This is a genomic window from Lysinibacillus contaminans, assembly GCF_001278945.1.
GTDB lineage: Bacteria > Bacillota > Bacilli > Bacillales_A > Planococcaceae > Lysinibacillus > Lysinibacillus contaminans.
In genome coordinates this window covers 1-18,050 of the sequence record NZ_LGRV01000006.1, presented here as the reverse complement: position 1 = coordinate 18,050, position 18,050 = coordinate 1, and the positions used below count along the sequence as shown (strand labels likewise).

The window sequence follows — 18,050 nt, the reverse complement described above, 5'->3', positions numbered from 1 at the left end:
TTGTTTTTTGACACTTATGTTTCATTTATTTACGTTGTTTATATAAACACATGTATAACAATTTTCAGGAGATGAAAAGTTATGAATCTAGAAATAAATAACTTATCAAAAACACCCAAGTATTCACAAATTGCAAACCAAATAATTAAAGAAAAGCTATTAGAACCCTATCTACTCCCATCAATTAGAAGTTTGGCTAAGGAACTAGAAATTAGTGTAATAACAATCAAAAGAGCTTATGAAGTGTTAGAAACGGAAGGATTTATCATTACTGTAGGTGGTAATGGTTCATACGTAGCATCAATAAACTATGAATTTTCACGTGAAGCAAAAGTAAAAGTTATCGAAGAAAAAATCACAGAAACTGTAACTTTAGCAAAGCTAATCGGTCTTACCTTTGAAGAATTACAAGAAATAATTAAACCTATATATAAAGTGGTATAAGACTGGGTACATTGTTCGAGATTAAATTACTTCTAGGGACTACATATACTATTTAACAGTGCCCTAGGGCTCATCGGTCCAAATGGAATTAGTAATAGGATTGCGTATGAACGATTTTTAATATTTACATCCTTACGTTCTCCCAACAAACTTTTTTCTATATGAAGGCTAGTTGAAATATAGGATGGCTACAATAACAAGAAGGAGCATCACTTCAGGAATTTTAATGTGCACCTTGCTCCCTATTTATTGTGGAAGAGACGGCTCTTCTATAGTATTTAACTTTGATTCACGTTGCTTGTTAACTCATCGTTAAACGTAACAAGAATTAGGCCGCTAAATAAAACTATAAGAAACACTTAAACGACCACTTCTAAACTCATTCTTCAAAATTGAAGAATGAGTTATTTTCTTCGTTGAATTGATTGCTTTATACTTTCATAGGATTTCCTCTGCAACTGCTCAACCTGTCGACAAAAGTATCTTCTACCTTCAATTGCTAACCTCAATATTTCTTTTTAACTTTGGAAATTCATTTTGCAATAGCATTGTCGTTCTTCCTTTTAGATATTGTAAAATTTTGCTTGGTGCTTTATATCATAATACTGCATGACATTTCTTTCTATAACTGCGCATACTTTCACCTCTTGAACCGATAAGTGCAACTGATACCGTCTAAAGATAGTGGAGTTAACCCACGTATTTGAATAATCAAAATTAAATAGTGAAAGCAGGGTGCAGTAAAATAAAAAACATTTCTACTTATCTTAATGCACTGTCTGTCTCTTGTAACCACCCATTCTCATTTGCAATTAAAACTGCTGCTGCACGTGAATCGACTTTAAGCTTAGAAAAAAGTCTACTTAAATAATTATCCACTGTTCTTTGTGTTACTCCAAACTTACAAGCAATTACTTTATTTGTATATCCTTGTGCGATATAGTTTAACAATTCAATTTCTCTTTCAGATGGAGATATACCCTTTCCTGATTTAGAAAGCGTGTAATTATTCCGTAAATAGTTTATGAAATTTTCTGATAAAAGTATTTCCCCACGTAATGAAGCTTGAACAGTTTGAATTACTTGTTCTTTAGTAGCTGTTTTACATAATAGACCATCAATTTTATTTTCTATAATTAGACTATAATAATTAATTAATTCAAATCCTGTATATAGGATCACACGCGCTCCTTTTTGAATTAGCTTGATTTGGCTAGCTAACTGAATTCCATTTATCGGTTCCATGTTAATATCTAGTATATATAAGTCATACTCAACATTTCTTATTTTCTCCAAAGCAGCATCTGCACAACTTTCCGTATCGATTTGTACAAATGAAAGTGTTTGCAACAGTGCTTTTGTACCGTCTAATAATATTGGATGATCATCAACAATTAAAATTTTATTCATTTGCCTCCACACCCTCTTCTGATTAAATTTCTATTTTGATATTGTAATGCATACTTCAAAACCCATACCTACCTTAGGAATAAACTCAATATCACCATCTAAGCTATAGATACGTTCCTTGATACCAGCCAAACCAGTATGTATTGTTTTAGATGGAGAAAAGGATAAATCAAGCCCTCTCCCGTTATCTTCATAATCTAAATAAATATTTTTAGCGTCTTCCCATAAATAAATTGAAACGCTCGATGCTTTTGAATGTTTTTGAGCATTATTTAACAACTCTTGAACGACACGATAAAGGCAAATTTGCAAATTAAATTCATCATTTTGGATATATGAAAATTCATAATTTACTTTGAAATCAACCTTTTGTTGCATTTGATAACATAGTTCATTTAAAGCCGGTATTAAACCAAGATCCGATATCAAATTGGGTCGTAGTGCGTTACATGTAGAGCGAGTTTGATAAATAACCTCCAGCATTCCATTTTTTATATGCGTTAAATGTTTCATATTCAATTCAGATAATCCATTTTCCTCATTAAGTAAATGTTCTAACTTTCGGTACCAAAGGATTTGGTCCTGTAAAACTGAGTCATGTAAATCTGATGCAAGACGTTGTCGTTCTCTTTCAGATAATTGGAATAGAAATCTCGATAAAGTAGTAGAGGTTTTTTCTTGCTTTAGCTGCATATTTTCAATCGAGCGAATAACATGTTCCACAGTATGTAAATTTTCATAAACAATCCGTACGTATTTCATCATATTAATGAACCATAATTTTTCATGAAGATTGAATACAGTATCGTTCTCTTTATAACCAATCCAAATAAAAGTATCTATTCGTTCTTTAGTATTAACTTTTATCCCTAACCACTCTCTATATTCAATTAAACTATCATTACGATTAGTTTTCATGAGTTCCTCAGTTATTTCCAACTCCAGTACTCTTTCTGAATTTTCTTTAATGCATTCTTTTTCAAAGGTATTGTTTGTGTGATTGAAGTATACTTTTTTGATCACAGAAGGTACTAATGTTTTTTCAAGTTGTTCAATCAATAGATTTTCTACATCGTCTTGTTTCATACATGATGGTAGCTTCTTTATGAAGCTCTCTAATTCGAAAGCTAATGTATCTTTTCGCGGCTTTAGATAATTTCGTAATTTAAAGTCAAGTATTTCCTTTACAAACAACATTCCAACAAAGACACTCATTACTACTGTTATAAGTACTATATAGGAAATAAAATGATTTCCACCCGGAATAACACTACTCAACGTGAATGTCACAATGATAATCACAGGTACAAGTGAAAGTAAAATGTAATGAAGTATTTGATGTAAAATAAAATGAATATCAATAAGCTGTTTAGATACCGCCAAATAGAAATAACCAATAGGTATAATAAATAAAAATAAAGTAACAAAATCATCATTCATATAAGTGATTCTTAGTATGTAAGGAAATGCATGTAATAAAGCAAATGGTACAAAAGAAAAAAAGTTAATCCACAAGAGCCACCGTATAAATAATTTTCCTTGACTCGATTTTTCACGAAAATATAAGAATCCTAATAGAAAGACTATATAAAAGATATTCAAACAAAAATAACCAAGAATAATACTTCCTACGTATTTAGATAAACTTGTAGTGTACAATAAATTGAATAAACCAAGTAAAGTGATAATACAACAAAAAATAATATTTATCTGAGTCCATATTGTTTTTTGTTGCAAAATAATTTTCCTTTCATAAAGGAGCGAATATATGAACAACATTAAAAATAATGAACCTAAAGGTAGAAAGAAACTGATTATTGCAGTTGCAATTAAATCACCTCTACCAGACTCAGTTGATGCAAATAAACTTATAGAAGTGGTCAATAACAAGATACTGAAGTGTAAACTTCCATAAAATCCATTCTTAATAACGAGCAAAGATAATAATAATGCTAGAATTGAAAAGGTAATAGGAATAAATAACTCTTGAATAATACTACTTATTTTTATTTCATTTTTAGGAATTGTAATTATTTGTTCGGTATTATTATGCATAATTTTCAAGGAACGCCCTCGAGCAATAGCATCTGTTGAAGGAAAGCCCCCATCAATTTCTAAAATGATATCGTTTTCTGATACATTCACATATTGCGCCCATCCATCGACTTTATCAATATGGCTAATGGTATAAGTATTACCTTGAATTTCCGAAACTGAAATACCAATATATGGGTTAACCATCACCTTAACTAGATAAAAATGTGATACTATAAAAAAAAATAATAGAATAAGAAATATTTTTTTTTCAGACATACTATAAATCCACCTCTTTTTATTATAAAATGTAATATATAGTAAATTTACCCAAAAGGAGGGACGTACATATGTTAATGGATCTAGTTTTTTTACTTTCACAAAACATGGACATACTTGAGAAAGAAGAATTATTAAAAAGCCTGACATCTAATGAACTTAAAATAGTAACAGATGTTTTAAATTCAGACAGATCTTCTATCATACCAACATCGGCTACCTGGTATCCAAGTTAAATATTTATAGTAATTAATAAATTTTTATGATGTTGTGAAAGTTCCATAGAATCTATACATTCTTTAAATTTACTTAGATAAATTTGTTCGACAATTTTACAGTATGTAAGTGCTCCACCATTAGTAATAGCATTCTTTAAGATATTTCTCTCCCTTTTTGTTAACTCTTCAAATTGAGTAATTTCTTCATAGTAACCTTTAATGACTTTAAAGCGTTCATCTTGATTATGAAGATAATATAAAATAGGGAGAGTTTTTTTCTTTTTTTTCAAATCCTTTTTATTTTCTAAGTTTACAAGATCATGCACATCATTCCTGATTTGAGCAATCACCCCTAAATAACCAGAGTATTCCTTCACTTTATTTAAATTATCTGTACTTATTTCTCCTGCCCCCAATAAGTTTGCCATAAATATTAAAGATCCTGATTTTAACGTTGCTAGTTTAATATACTCAACTTCATTACTTAACTTATTTTCCAAGTCTTCATGTTGACCATTTAGAGCATCCAACATTAGAGGATAAAGATTGTTATTAATATATATTTTCGTTTGATTAGAACATTGTAAAGTATTTATCTTGCTTAAAGAAATAAATAATAAACCTATAAGTACATTTAAATTATGATTTAACTTTTCATTACTCCATGGGCTAGTTGGAGAATCTTGATCTTGAATATCATCTAAAATATCTGAAGCTAAAAGTATAATTTCAATGATTGTTTGAAGATCAACTAATTCACAGTTAGTATATTCAGTTCTGAAAATCTGGTAGTGGATTTCTGTTAAATTCGATAAAGATAAAGGTAGCTTAAATTTATAATCGATATATTCTAATGCTAGTTGTTGTAAATGTTCATTATAGAACGAATCTTGTATCCACCTAGAGGCACAACTAATAATATTTTGTTGCGAAGTAATTTCCATTATTAAAATCTCCTTTATATCAAAATAAAAGAATTGTTAAATATAAACAAAATAACTAATTGAACCTTTATATAACAAATAATAGAAAAGCCTTTCGGGATTATTTTACACCAAATATTATTGATACTCTAATAAAATTTCGCGAAACTCTGTGCTTTCATTCTCTTGTACGAACAAATTCGCAAAACGGTCCTTCGCTTGATCATACAAAAGACTATATTCGTATCAATCCATAAACGAAACCTACCATTCGGACATTTGAAACACTACAGTACAGATGCATAGTAAAGTAAACGATTAAAAATACTTAGGGATTTTCTAGAAAATTGGTCCTGCCATTTTCCAGGTATTCTTCAAACCCTACTTCGAAAAAANTCGTAGTATCTATTTCGGAAAGTCGTAGTATCTATTTCGGAAAGTCCTCTGCTATATTAAAGTTAACTCGAGTTATTAAGAGAGTTAGCTACTCTCAAAGCTATATCGTTCTACATAATAAGGCAAAGGGAGGTGAGCGTATGGAAAAAGGTTTAGTAGTAGCTAATAAAGGTTGCTCTGCATGTTCAATTGGAGCTATCTGCCTGATTACTGGTCCAGTTCCGGACTTTGAAGTAGCTTCGATCAGTGGAATTTTCTCTGTTTGGGGATAATGAAATTAAAAAAGGACATGGTAATAACTTTACCATGTCCTTAAATTACATATTCGCTTAAATAGGCACATCCAGATATATAGTTTTAATAAATCCTTAACTTTAGAGGGGGAATGCGAATGTCTACATCTACAATATCCAAATATCCTTATATAGGCGATCACGTAAGAATACACCAACTTCCAACAGGGGGAATTCTTCAAATTGACTATCAAAATCCATATACTTCAGCAGCAGACTTTGAATATTTAGACTTAAACCAGACTGCATATGAAATTTGTATGCAACTGGATGGTACTAAGAGTGTTGATGAAATCTTATTTACACAGTGTCAAAAATATAACGAATCAATTATTGACCATGAAGATTGGTATTATGAACTAATAGAAATGTTAGTTCAGAAAAGTGCTATCAAATTTTCCGATTCATCAAATAAGATAGCAATTCAAACTAGTGGTAGTAGTAAATTCCCCATGCCTCTGCATGCCACTTTTGAATTAACTCATAAATGTAATTTAAAATGCGCACATTGTTATTTAGAAAGCTCGCCACAACTTCAGGGGGGCATTTCCTTCGAAAACTTTAAAAGGCTTGCAGATATATTATATGACAATGGCGTACTTACATGTGAGATAACAGGTGGAGAGGTATTTGTTCATCCAAATGCTAATGAGATACTATCCTATGCCCTAAATAAATTTAAAAAAATAGCACTTTTAACAAACGGTACATTAATAAGAAAAAAAAGTATAGATTTGTTACTTCCGTTCAAAGATAAAATAATTATTGGAATTTCACTTGATAGTATACATCCAAAAGTTCATGATGAGTTTCGTGGAAAACAAGGAGCATTTGAACAAACTTGTAAAAATATCAAACTGTTAAGTGAATTAGGCTTTGTTGTTCGAGTAGCTATGTCAGTTTTCGAAGAAAATATGTGGGAAATTCATGAGATGGCTAGCTTGGTGAAGGACCTAGGAGCAAAAATGTTTACTTATAATTGGGTGGATGATTTTGGTCGTGGAAAAAGTATGGAACACCCTACAAATAATAAAGAAGTTTTAATCAAGTATTTAGAATATGAAGATAATTTATTAAAAGAATACAAAGATATTATACCAATAATTCCATATTCAAAAAAGAATGCTGACAATTGTGGTGCAGGTTGGCGATCAATTGTAATTGATCCATTTGGTAACGTTAGACCTTGTGCATTATTCCCTAAGACGTTTTCATTAGGTAATGTAATAAATAGCTCTTATGAAGATGTCTTTTCATCGGAAATGGTTACTCAACTTTGGAGACTTCAAGCACCTAGAGTTAGTAAGAATTGCCAAGACGGTTGTCCGTTTAATCAATACTGTGGCGGATGTTATTTAAAGGGTTTAAATGCAAATAAAAATCATCGTTCCGAGCTATGCTCCTGGACCAAAAATGAAAAATTAGAAAATATTGTATCTGTTCTCTAGTATTAATATGGTTATATTATGATAAATTGTTTAAAATTATAAATAACAAATAGATGAAAGCTTTGACTAAAGCTCTTACTTTAAGTATTTAATGTAAAGGTATAATGTAATAGTTTTAGTCAAACTTACATATTCTAAGTTGCTTATTAATATTTTTAAAATTATATCTTTTTAATCGGAGGGAGAAATATGAACAAAGAAAAAGTTAATAATAAGAGTATATTCCGAATCGTTATTGCTATTATTTTTTTAACTGGATCAGTTATATATTTTATACAAGGAGATCCTTTATTAGGATTTTTAAATTTAGCTATAGGAATAATTTTTGGATTCAACGCCATGACGGGGGTTAAGAAATGACAGTTCTAGAATTTGAGAATTTTTCTACATGGTACAATAAAAATAATTTAATTTTAGAGAATATTTACATTTCGTTAGAACCAGGATATATATACGGATTATTAGGTATAAATGGAGCTGGAAAGACAACTCTTTTAAATACTTTAACCGGATCGAACAGATCTTTCACTGGTTCTTTAAAGATTGAAGATATTAAAATAACTCCAAATTCAAACAACGATCAATGGTATAAATGTAAAAAAAAAGATATATAGCTTTGGACTATCCATTACTGTTCTCAGAAATCACAGCAATACAATATGTAGAATTCATCCACAAGCTATACGAGGTTAATTTCCAACAATCGGAATACATAAAGATATCTGAGGAATTCAACTTTTATAAGTATACCGAATATAAAATATCTTCATTATCTTTAGGTAACAGGCAAAAAGTGGTGATTATTACTGGTTTACTATTAAATCTACCGTTATTTGTATTAGATGAACCACTTGTTGGATTAGATGTGGAGTCTGTTGAGGTATTTCAAATGAAAATTGAAGAGTATTGCAGAAAAGGTGGTACTGTTGTCTTCTCTTCGCACCTGTTAGATATAGTAAAAAAATTTTGCCATTATGCTCTAATATTACACAATAAAACTATTCACTCTAAGGTGAAAATTGATGAGAATTTTGATATTCACAAAAAGTTTTTCGAGGTAATTGCTAATGAGTAATTTTTATTCAGTGTTTAACCTATTAATTAAACGCTATTATGGCAGTTATAAAAAAAGTGATTTTATAAAAATAATAATTGGAATAAGTATACTAATAGTTTGTGAAATCCAAATAATAAGCCAAATTAATTTTGAAGAAACATATATTTCTATTGGAAATATATCAGCCGTTTTATTAATTACAAATGTTTATTTAGGTTTTTTGTTTGTAAATACTCAGTGGAGAGAACCTTATATGCAGCATGTTTGTATGTTACCCATTAAGGCTCGCAAATTTTGGTTAGCTCAAATGATATTTTTATTTTTAGAGGTATGTTTAAGAAGAACTTGTTTCTTTTTTATACTTCCTTTAATTTTATTTTTCAATCATGCCATACCACACACTCAATTGTTTTACTGGATATTTAATTTAGTAATTTACTCAATTTATGCTATTTTAATTGCTATTACATTAGGTAATCTTTTTATAAAAAAAGAACACATCCGATTATTCATTCATTCTTCAATTCTTATTCTCACTTTGTATTTATTATTCTCACAACTACTGGTTGGTGTATTGTTAATAACATTTATACATGTTAGCTGGGTTATAACTTTTGAATTCCCTAATTTTTTGAATATTACCATATCAAATAAAAAAAATACACAAAGTATAAAACTAGGGATCTATTCATTATATAAGCGCGAATGGTATAGATTCTTTTCTTTAAAAGCAATGTGTTTAAATTATATTATTTTAATCATTTTCATTATATTTTTTAGCCACAATTTATATAAAACAGATGTTATTGGATTTTCTAGTATTATCAATATAAGTACAATATTATTACTTTCAAGCTCGCCACTAGCTTTACTATTTTCAATAGAGAAAAGTCATAGAACATTATTATTAACAATGCCAATCAAATTGAATCATTTGATTTTTGAAAAGTATAAGTTTTATGTTACTTTACTACTGTTTGGTTTTATTCTGATTTCCCTATTTTTATCTCTATTATTTAACGAATCATTAGAAATACTTAACATTGTACAATGTATAATTTTACTTTTATCAGGAGCAGCTATTCGATTGATATCAGATTTTAAAAAGCCACTTTTAAATTGGGAAAATGAACAAAAACTATGGAGTAATTATTACAAGTATAAATCATATTTTTACTGTATCCCTTTATTTTTAACGCTATTTTTAAATACACTGACATCCATCATACTTATTTTACTTATATTCCCTATAAGTATACTTATACTAAAGAGAGCAAGGGGCGATTTCTTTGATCAATACTCCTTTAATAAATAATTGTAAAGCACTTTACTTTAAAACAGATAAATTTTCTACCATTTCTTTAGCAATCAACTCGTTTGAGGAATTAAAAGATTCCGTTAAATTCGAAGAAAAAAACATAATTTTTAATGCATTGGGGAATCTAAGAAAGGAGCAGTTAAAAACAAAATTTGACTTCGATACTGCAAGATATTTTATTAGTTCAACAAATATGTATTTTAATAACCAGTTTAGAACTTATGGAACAAGAATTATTCATCCAAAATTCACATCAAATGGAATCGACTATTTAGAAGACATAATTTATAATTTGGTTGATTTCTCTAATTTAAAAGATTCCTTATCCGAACTACATTTTAATAAAGCAAAACAAGATATGATTCTTCGCATCCAACAGCAACGTTCTAACCCATTTTCCTATTCAGCTGCGCGATTATTAGAAAACATTTTCGATAATAAAAGATATGGGACTGAAATTTTAGGAAACCTAGAAATATATAAAGCGCTTTCATTCCCTGATAAAAAATGTATAGAAACCTACTTAAATTATTTCAATAACCAAAATAAACAGATTTTTATTTTAGGAGATATTAGTGAGGATTTATTGCCACTTGATACTTATAATCCCATAGTTCACTCTCAACCATTAATAGTTAATCGTAACTTTGAATCTATCGATAGGAGAATAGACAATGTAAATCAAACCATTATTACATTAGGATTTTATTTCGGCCCTATTCAGTCTTATAAAGAATACTTAACCATACAATTGATTGATTCAACACTCGGTAAATACGGTCATTCTAAATTATTCGATCAATTAAGAAATAAAGATGTTTCAATATACCACATAATAACCCGCTATGATTCTATGAACAACATTTTGCTGGTGTCAATTTGTGTGCCCTATGACTATGAAGATAAAGTAAAAGACAAAATAATTAAAAGTATATTAGAGTTTGAATCGCACCCTGTTGATTTAGAAATGGCTAAGCAATTTTTCATGAATGAAATATATTATCTTTTAGATACTCCCGAAGGAACTATGTCATATTTTAATATTTTAAATAGATTTTCCATCTCTTTAAATGATATACAACATAACATGTCTCAAATTACTTACGAAAATTTTTCAGATTTTGTTTCTAACAGAATGGAATATATAGGTATGCATATATTAAGGGGGAGTGCATATGAAAAAGACTGACTTTTTAGAATTGCTGGATTCTTCATCTGAGTCATATACGTTAAGCAATGGACTTCAAATTTTTAGAATAAAACATCCAAATACTTCAATGAGACTAGTTAATATCCAAATTGATTTCGGAAGCCGAGATATTAAACTTCGTTCTCCAGATGGAAGTATCAAATCGTTACCTGCAGGAACTGCACACTTTCTTGAACATCTTATGTTTTGGAAAGACAATCAAAACATTTATGAAGATTTTTTCACTAAAAATGCTTTCATAAACGCCTTCACTTCCCATTTAAATACAAATTTCATGTTTACTACCTTACAAGATAACGTATTCGAAAACATTAAATTTTTATTTACAATTTTAACTCAGCACCAAGTAAACGAGGTAAATATTATTAAGGAAAAGCAGATCATAAAAAGTGAAATCGAAACTGCAAATATGGATTATTCCATAAAAAAACAATATGAGATGCTAAAATTGTTATGTAATGGATCTCCGGTAAGTATATATCCTACTGGGAGTCAAATAGATATTGAATCGTTATCTTCTAATGATATAAAAATCGCATATAAAACTTTTTATAGACCCGATAATATGCGGATTTTTATATTGGGTGGGAAAGAAGATATTGATGAGTCTCTTTTGGATGAGTTAGGACGTTTCAAAATCCCAGAAGACACAACTTATATCAAGCATTTAAATTTTCATAAAAATACCATTACTGAAGATATTTATGAAAAAATAGATAATTCAACCGGTATCACAGAGTATGTTATTGGGGTTAATTTACCTCGATTAGACGGAGAAGAACTTGTAAAACAAAAAATCTACTGGGAAATATTCACCAAAGCATTATTTGATATGGAAAGTCCATTTATACAAGAACTACAGAAAACAAGTAATATATTTATTAGAAACCTATCTGTATATGGACATTTTACTGAGGATATAAGCTTCTTAATACTTACAATACAAGGAGATAGTCCACAGGAATTTTTCGATAGCTGGCAGTCGTATATTATTAACCAAAGCGAGAATATCGATAATTGGCTTAGGTTTGGTAAAGATTCTTTTAGAAACAATATAATATTTGAGAGCGACTATATTCGAAAATTATTCGATTGGATTTCAACTTTCAGTGACTACCATTGTTCTTTATCTAAGGTGAATGAAATATCAAAAAATATTAACATTTCAAATTTTGATAAACTACTTAATTCCTTCATAAATACAAAAAAAGTGCATATTCTATACACTTAAAAGGAGAAGCATTATGAAGATTAAAAAGAGTACTATTATTCTTATAGTATTATTGATATTAAGCTATAGTTTAGCAAATTACGTAGGGTTAGTACAAAGTATAATAACAAAAACGAGCGAATACTTCCAATTAATAGATAATTATTATTTATTAATTTTGACCATAGCATTTAGTACGGCTTTAACAAGTGTTCCTACATATTTTATTTTTCTGAAGGTACAAAAATCTATACATGATATGACATCTTCTTTTCAAATAATTCAACAAGAGCATCAAGATTGCTGTAAGATAGCTGAACAATCCTGCTGCGAAAAATATTATATTGATTTACAAAATTTACGAAGTAAATATAAATTTACAGATCAAAGAATAGTTATATTTGCACTTCTTTACCAGGTGGGAATTTTCGGATTTTTCTTTGCTATCCTAAGCAATAGTATTCAGGAAAATATGACTCAAAATGTTTCGTTGCTTGTTTATATACATTGGTTTTTATTATTTTCACTAATACTTGCAATAATATCTCAATTAAAAAATCAATTCAAAACATTTAAAAGTTTACCTATAATAAAAAAAAATATCTTTTTATTGCTAGGATTAGTAGGATTATATTGGCTATTTAATTTTACTTTTGATGAGATATTATTTCTAATTCTATTTATTATTTTCCAATCCATTTTTAATAAATTCACAAAGATACTTGTTGAATAATTGAATACTTTATATCACAATTTGTAATATTTTTTTATAAATACACTTTACACCATTGCCTAAGAAAAGATTTTAAATTTCTTATCTTTTTTAAAAAGATATACTAATTACGCCTACCTATTCTTTAGGTGGGCTTTTATGTATGCTTTATGTCATTTTCTTCTGTACATAACAGATGGGGTTATATTCAGGATGTTAAATATTCAATTGAACACATACTTTTATACTAAGGAGTTTGGAGTTTGACTAAGTGTTGAAATATACCTTTACAAACGCATGTAGTACTAGAGCGATTTGACAAAAATTCAGGTCTAAGCTTGCGGCGCAGGTTTCCGCCGCACCGCAAGCTTAGACCTGCACAGGCATGTTAAAAACGCGAGCGGAATCGAGGTTTACCTCGATTCCGTGGTGGTTTTAACACATGCCTGATGTTTTTTGTCAAATTGCGTAGAGAGTAGGTTCGCTTTGCGGTAGTGGTTTTGGCGCGGCATGACGTGATAGTAATTCGACGGAACACTTTTCTCCGGTGAGTTACGGTGCTGGCTGTTCGTCGAGTGGTTTTGTCGACAATCTGCCGGCAATCACGTGATGCCGCGCCCCTATTAGTAGGATTACTTTGAGAGATAGGAAAGCTCGCCATGATGAAATAGCGAGAAGCCGAAACGTTTTTCTTCGGCATGTCGCGATTTTTTCTTGCTGTCGGGACGTTTTTTCCCGACATGAAGAAAAAAAATACATGATGGCGAGCTTCTTTGCGAGTAGGATTACAATGCTTTTAGACACTTTGAATAATAGTTAGCAGGCTACTCGTTGCGGCTTGCGTACTGTGCTTTACGTGATTACTTTAATAGCGGTGGATTCAGGTCTTTTTAAATAAAAATAGCAAAGGGCGGTGTTTTTCCGCCGTTTGCTATTTCCTTTTCTCACTTTATTAAGAGGCAAACTGACACTCACTGATGTCATTCTACTTTTTAACTATTACATACTGAAAAAAGATGGCGACTCTTCGGAAAACTTTTCTGTTCTTCGCTAGTGGAAATCGAAAAGAAGCAGTATGTCGCAGATGTTGTATAAATGTTATTTTAGAAATGCCCCTAAATGATGAATTAAAGCATTCTTTAAGTTTTTCTAGTCTTTTATATCAGCGTTTTTTGTCTTATCCGGGTAGTACCAAAGCATATAGCCATCTGAATTCATATATGTTGGTAATAAATATGTTTTAATTCCAAACCGAACTGTGCGCCCCCAAGGATGACCAGGTTCATTTGTTACATTTTTTCCCTGTGCTACCCAACTTTCATATGACTTAATTTCAGCAACTGTACGTGTTGTGCCAGAGATATCACTCATGGCCATGGCCATTGCAGTATTGATTTCTACTGTATCCCCTCCCGCCACAGTACTATAATAACGTTTCCCAAACAAATCTGGGACATAATCATTCGGTGAATAGGATATGTAAAGACCTCTATTATTTTCACCAACAAACAGAACGGTAAAGTAATAACTATTCGTATCTGCAAGACTGACAGAGAAGTGCTCATTGAGATAGTTGATGGTTTCTGGCTTTAATAAATCCTTTAATATATCTAATGCCTCAATATCAAAATTTTTCAAATTACGATCATTCGTTTTAAGACTATCAGCTATTATAAATGGAGCCGTATCGAGTGAATCCTTTAATCTCTTATAATAATCGTCTCGTTCACGTTGAAATGCTTGATAATCATCCGCATCCCAAGATGCATCGCCCTTTGCAAATAAAAATGATAAATAGCCTGTTCCCAATTCACCTAAACTAGTAATGTCTTCATTTGAGCCGTTCCGTATTAAGGCTTGTTTACCTTGTAGAGAATCGATTCCAGCAAGATGTAATCTATGTATGAAAGCAACAGCCTGTGCACGGTTCAGATATTTATTAGCGCCAAAATGGCGTTCTATTAATGTCTCTTTTGGATTTTGTCCTGTTGAAATTTGTTTATCGTATAAATATTGAATACTCTTTTCTAAAGTCATATCATCCTCAGCAAGATAAGCAATAGCCTCTGCTACAACCCCACGTTTAATATTTTCATTACGTAGCGCATTCGAAAGGTAACCATTTAGCGGAACACTGTAGCTTGCTAATTGATTGTAATATTCATCCGACCAATGTGCGGTATCATCTTTTTTAGATATAGATCCCTTTGCTGTGCCTAGATTAAAGTAGTTAGCCAGCATTTTTGCAAATTGTGCTTCTGTAACCAAGTTGTTCGGTTTGAATGTTCCATCTGCATACCCACTAATAATCCCTTCATTATTTGCCCAATTTATAGCATCATAGGCATAGTGAGACGAGTTTACATCTTTAAATATTTGCGCTGCTTCTGTTTCTACTGGTTGTACAAAGCCTGCAACACTAATTGATAAGGCTATTGTACTTAAATATAATTTATTCATTCTATCACCCCTAAAACAAATAATATCCTATAAAAGGATAATTTTGTATTAAATTTTCACCTTATGGTTGCTTAAATAAATCCCTCTCTGCAAAAGAATAGTCAAAGTAATTTCCTAAGTAGTCGCAATTTGTGCGATCTCAACTTAAAGAGAGTGGCTAAGTTTTCGTCTAATCCAATTATTCATGGAGTAGTTTTATCGACAATTAGGTCACATCATGCTTATCAAATACGAATAGATGCACATGCCATATATAATATCGTAAACTACAAATCTAGTAAGTTACATCCCCTCATAACCAAACGTAAATAGAAATATGTAAAGGCAGACTGGGGTATTTAATTAACCTGACTCTACAAAGGATTTGTCGATGCGTAATCGGTCAATTGAGTGAAAGATTAGCTGATTTAAGGATGCCATTAATTTTTCGTAGCCACCTAGCTGTTCAAGCTCTTCAGTCCATTCATGGAGCATTTGGATTAGCTGTTTACGGTATTTGGCTTTCGTTGTTTGTAATTGCTGCAGGGCGTGTTGCATAAACAGGTGAACCGTTGTCCAGCCTGTTTTGGCGTTACGTCCCTTCCCTGTTACCGTTTTTAGTAGTTTCGTAGAAGATTTAAGTACTTGGTTCAATGTACTTTGTGGAATACCCACTGCTTCACAAATTTCTTTTTGCGTACGCCAAATAAACGGCTCAGAAGGGTTATTTTCTGCCGTTATGTAGGTGATGATGTCTTCTTCCCATTCGTCGTAATGACTTCGTGTACGATCCTCTCTGTCCTTTTTAAATTTATACCAGACATGTCTCCCTGTATTTACTCGTATGGCCTGGCCATTCGGTACATGTATTTCTAGTAAAGCCTCGATATATTCTTTGCTGGCGCCTTTGTATTTACCAGAGTAAGCCGAATTTAGAATGCTTTGTAGGGCTGCTCCTTGTAATGGGTAGCGAAGACGGGCATTGTACTCATCTAAAAAATCGAATGTGCGAGACTTTTCCCATCCTTCACTAAAGCATACAAGTGCCAGCGTAAAAATCGTATTATTACGCCCGATTTGCCCTTTTTGCCCCTTTACATCAACTGCCTGCGTTAATGCTTGAAACCACTCTGAATCTATTACAGAGGTTTTTGATAGCTTTGTAGGTACGACAAATAAAGGTCGCTCGATGCTGTCATCGCAGCGAGTGGACCAATTGATGAATTCTGCCATGCTATATGTATGATTTAACTGGGCAAACACGATATTAGAGGTTTTTGGCAAACGGAAAAAGCCAAAATCATTACAAAATAGATCTGCATCCACGTCTTTCAAACTTCTTTTTAGATTATCAGAGATACGCTTGGCCACAGCTAAGCCACGAAAATCATTTTTACTTGAGATAAAGAGTGGCTGCTGTAACGCAAAGTACACCTGGTAGCCACGGTCTGACGCGACGATTAACGTTGGTAGACCAATCGAGTGGTCCATACACGCAAGCACAATCTCTTGAACCGTGTGCTTTTTTGTATCAATATCGACCACGAATGTATTAATTTGCAGCAGGTTGCGCTCTTCAAAGCCACGCACCATGCGTCTTGCCTCATCCGCGTAGCCATACTGACGGTATACATTGGGTGTGAAATGCGTTAAACCTGGTGCATCTTCTAGTAAAGTTTCTTTTGACGTTACAATGTAGCCCTTTACGCCAGTAGATTGGAAGTCTGCTTTTGAACGCACGACAAAGATAGCCCCCTTCTTCGAGCGCGCATCGATTTTCGCTGCCTCTACTCGTTTCGGAAGTGATGCATTTGAGTATTTGGTTTTATATGTAGTCAACCCCTCATGTAGGATCACATCATAGACCTGACCGAGATTAACGGGTACTGGTTCATATTGAGCTGCTGCCTGTGCCATTGTGGTTCACCTCTTGTCCTTTAAACGTTATAATTCATTAAAGACAAGTATAATAAATGAACCATTGACAAAATGGCCCTCTCTAAGCGTTTTTGAACCACTTTTTCAACACACTTTTTTTCTTAGAGCCACAAGGGATTGCGCGATTTTGAAAAAAAAAGTTTCTATGACGAGTTCCCGAAAAAATGAACCACTTTTTCGAATATGAACCACTATTTAAAATGAACCAACACACCCTATAAACCTTGATATAACGGTATTTATATCACTTTTAGTATCTTCTCTAAGTACACCTAGTTCCCGAAAAAAAAGCCCCCTGGTTCATTTTTTAGTACACCTAGTTCCCGAAAATGCTCTAAAAATGAACCACTTCTGAATCACTTTGTTGGTATGACTGCATTTTTTAGTACACCTAGTTTCCGAAAAAACGCTAAGTACACCTAGTTCCCGAAAAACCACTGAAAATGAACCACTTTACTACACCTAGTTCCCGAAAATTGGTTCATTTCATGTCATCATCCTGTACGTGGATCGCCTCACCCTCTACTTTGGCGCTGATCGAAATAATACTGAATTATCCAAATAATTTTACCGTGGTTCATCGTTCATGTTTAGTACATGTAGTTTCCGAAAAATGAACCACTTTACCTGTTTTTGAACCATTTTTGCCCCCTAACCATACTTAGTTCCCGAAATATGCCGATTTTTATCATATTTTGAACCACTAGTGGTTCAAAATATG

General features: G+C 31.7%; 16 protein-coding genes. 11 read left to right on the top strand and 5 right to left on the bottom strand.

Annotated features, from left to right (window positions below):
* The first annotated feature begins 81 nt into the window (after nt 1-81).
* Nucleotides 82-444 carry a GntR family transcriptional regulator gene (locus tag AEA09_RS16265; protein WP_053585017.1) on the top strand — a complete coding sequence of 121 codons (363 nt, stop codon included), beginning with the start codon at nt 82-84 and terminating at the stop codon, nt 442-444.
* A 762-nt stretch (nt 445-1,206) separates the two neighbouring features.
* Here the strand turns inward: AEA09_RS16265 and AEA09_RS16260 are convergent.
* Together AEA09_RS16260 and AEA09_RS16255 are read right to left on the bottom strand one after the other, a co-directional pair.
* The gene (locus AEA09_RS16260) at nt 1,207-1,854 is read right to left on the bottom strand and encodes a response regulator (protein WP_053585016.1); all 648 of its coding nucleotides are present in this window, start codon (nt 1,852-1,854) and stop codon (nt 1,207-1,209) included.
* 30 nt (nt 1,855-1,884) lie between these two features.
* Nucleotides 1,885-4,167: an ATP-binding protein gene (locus AEA09_RS16255; protein ID WP_053585015.1), complete on the bottom strand. Its 2,283-nt coding sequence runs from the start codon at nt 4,165-4,167 to the stop codon at nt 1,885-1,887.
* A 71-nt stretch (nt 4,168-4,238) separates the two neighbouring features.
* Between AEA09_RS16255 and AEA09_RS20070 the strand changes: the two genes are divergently transcribed.
* A complete protein-coding gene (locus AEA09_RS20070) occupies nt 4,239-4,403 on the top strand; it encodes a hypothetical protein (protein WP_162212727.1) in 165 nt (54 codons plus the stop codon).
* On the opposite strand, the gene AEA09_RS16250 is transcribed toward AEA09_RS20070, so the two are convergent.
* Nucleotides 4,400-5,329, bottom strand: coding sequence for a class 1 isoprenoid biosynthesis enzyme (locus AEA09_RS16250; RefSeq protein WP_053585014.1), 930 nt, complete (start codon nt 5,327-5,329; stop codon nt 4,400-4,402). The genes AEA09_RS20070 and AEA09_RS16250 overlap by 4 nt on opposite strands.
* A 515-nt stretch (nt 5,330-5,844) precedes the next feature.
* Here AEA09_RS16250 and AEA09_RS16245 point away from each other — a divergent pair.
* From AEA09_RS16245 to AEA09_RS16215, 9 genes are all read left to right on the top strand, one after another.
* The gene (locus tag AEA09_RS16245) at nt 5,845-5,976 is read left to right on the top strand and encodes a subtilosin A family bacteriocin (protein ID WP_053585013.1); all 132 of its coding nucleotides are present in this window, start codon (nt 5,845-5,847) and stop codon (nt 5,974-5,976) included.
* A gap of 119 nt (nt 5,977-6,095) precedes the next feature.
* Complete coding sequence (locus tag AEA09_RS16240) at nt 6,096-7,445, top strand: radical SAM/SPASM domain-containing protein (protein ID WP_053585012.1); 1,350 nt, start codon at nt 6,096-6,098, stop codon at nt 7,443-7,445.
* 189 nt (nt 7,446-7,634) lie between these two features.
* The gene (locus AEA09_RS19985; RefSeq protein ID WP_156312219.1) at nt 7,635-7,805 is read left to right on the top strand and encodes a hypothetical protein; all 171 of its coding nucleotides are present in this window, start codon (nt 7,635-7,637) and stop codon (nt 7,803-7,805) included.
* On the top strand, nt 7,802-8,059 hold the full coding sequence (locus AEA09_RS20370) for an ATP-binding cassette domain-containing protein (protein WP_245622893.1): 258 nt from the start codon (nt 7,802-7,804) through the stop codon (nt 8,057-8,059). Before AEA09_RS19985 ends, AEA09_RS20370 begins: the two co-directional genes overlap by 4 nt.
* Nucleotides 8,060-8,061: 2 nt before the next feature.
* Nucleotides 8,062-8,520: an ATP-binding cassette domain-containing protein gene (locus tag AEA09_RS20365; RefSeq protein WP_245622892.1), complete on the top strand. Its 459-nt coding sequence runs from the start codon at nt 8,062-8,064 to the stop codon at nt 8,518-8,520.
* Entirely contained in the window at nt 8,513-9,817 is a 1,305-nt protein-coding gene (locus tag AEA09_RS16230) for a hypothetical protein (RefSeq protein ID WP_053585011.1), read from the top strand. Before AEA09_RS20365 ends, AEA09_RS16230 begins: the two co-directional genes overlap by 8 nt.
* A complete protein-coding gene (locus AEA09_RS16225) occupies nt 9,792-11,009 on the top strand; it encodes an insulinase family protein (protein WP_053585010.1) in 1,218 nt (405 codons plus the stop codon). Before AEA09_RS16230 ends, AEA09_RS16225 begins: the two co-directional genes overlap by 26 nt.
* On the top strand, nt 10,996-12,261 hold the full coding sequence (locus AEA09_RS16220; RefSeq protein ID WP_053585009.1) for a M16 family metallopeptidase: 1,266 nt from the start codon (nt 10,996-10,998) through the stop codon (nt 12,259-12,261). Before AEA09_RS16225 ends, AEA09_RS16220 begins: the two co-directional genes overlap by 14 nt.
* Nucleotides 12,262-12,274: 13 nt before the next feature.
* Nucleotides 12,275-12,973 carry a hypothetical protein gene (locus tag AEA09_RS16215; protein WP_053585008.1) on the top strand — a complete coding sequence of 233 codons (699 nt, stop codon included), beginning with the start codon at nt 12,275-12,277 and terminating at the stop codon, nt 12,971-12,973.
* Nucleotides 12,974-14,101: 1,128 nt separating this feature from the next.
* On the opposite strand, the gene AEA09_RS16210 is transcribed toward AEA09_RS16215, so the two are convergent.
* On the bottom strand, nt 14,102-15,412 hold the full coding sequence (locus AEA09_RS16210; protein ID WP_053585007.1) for an S-layer homology domain-containing protein: 1,311 nt from the start codon (nt 15,410-15,412) through the stop codon (nt 14,102-14,104).
* Nucleotides 15,413-15,754: 342 nt separating this feature from the next.
* Nucleotides 15,755-17,308, bottom strand: coding sequence for a primase C-terminal domain-containing protein (locus AEA09_RS16205; protein ID WP_053585006.1), 1,554 nt, complete (start codon nt 17,306-17,308; stop codon nt 15,755-15,757).
* Nucleotides 17,309-18,050 lie beyond the last annotated feature (742 nt).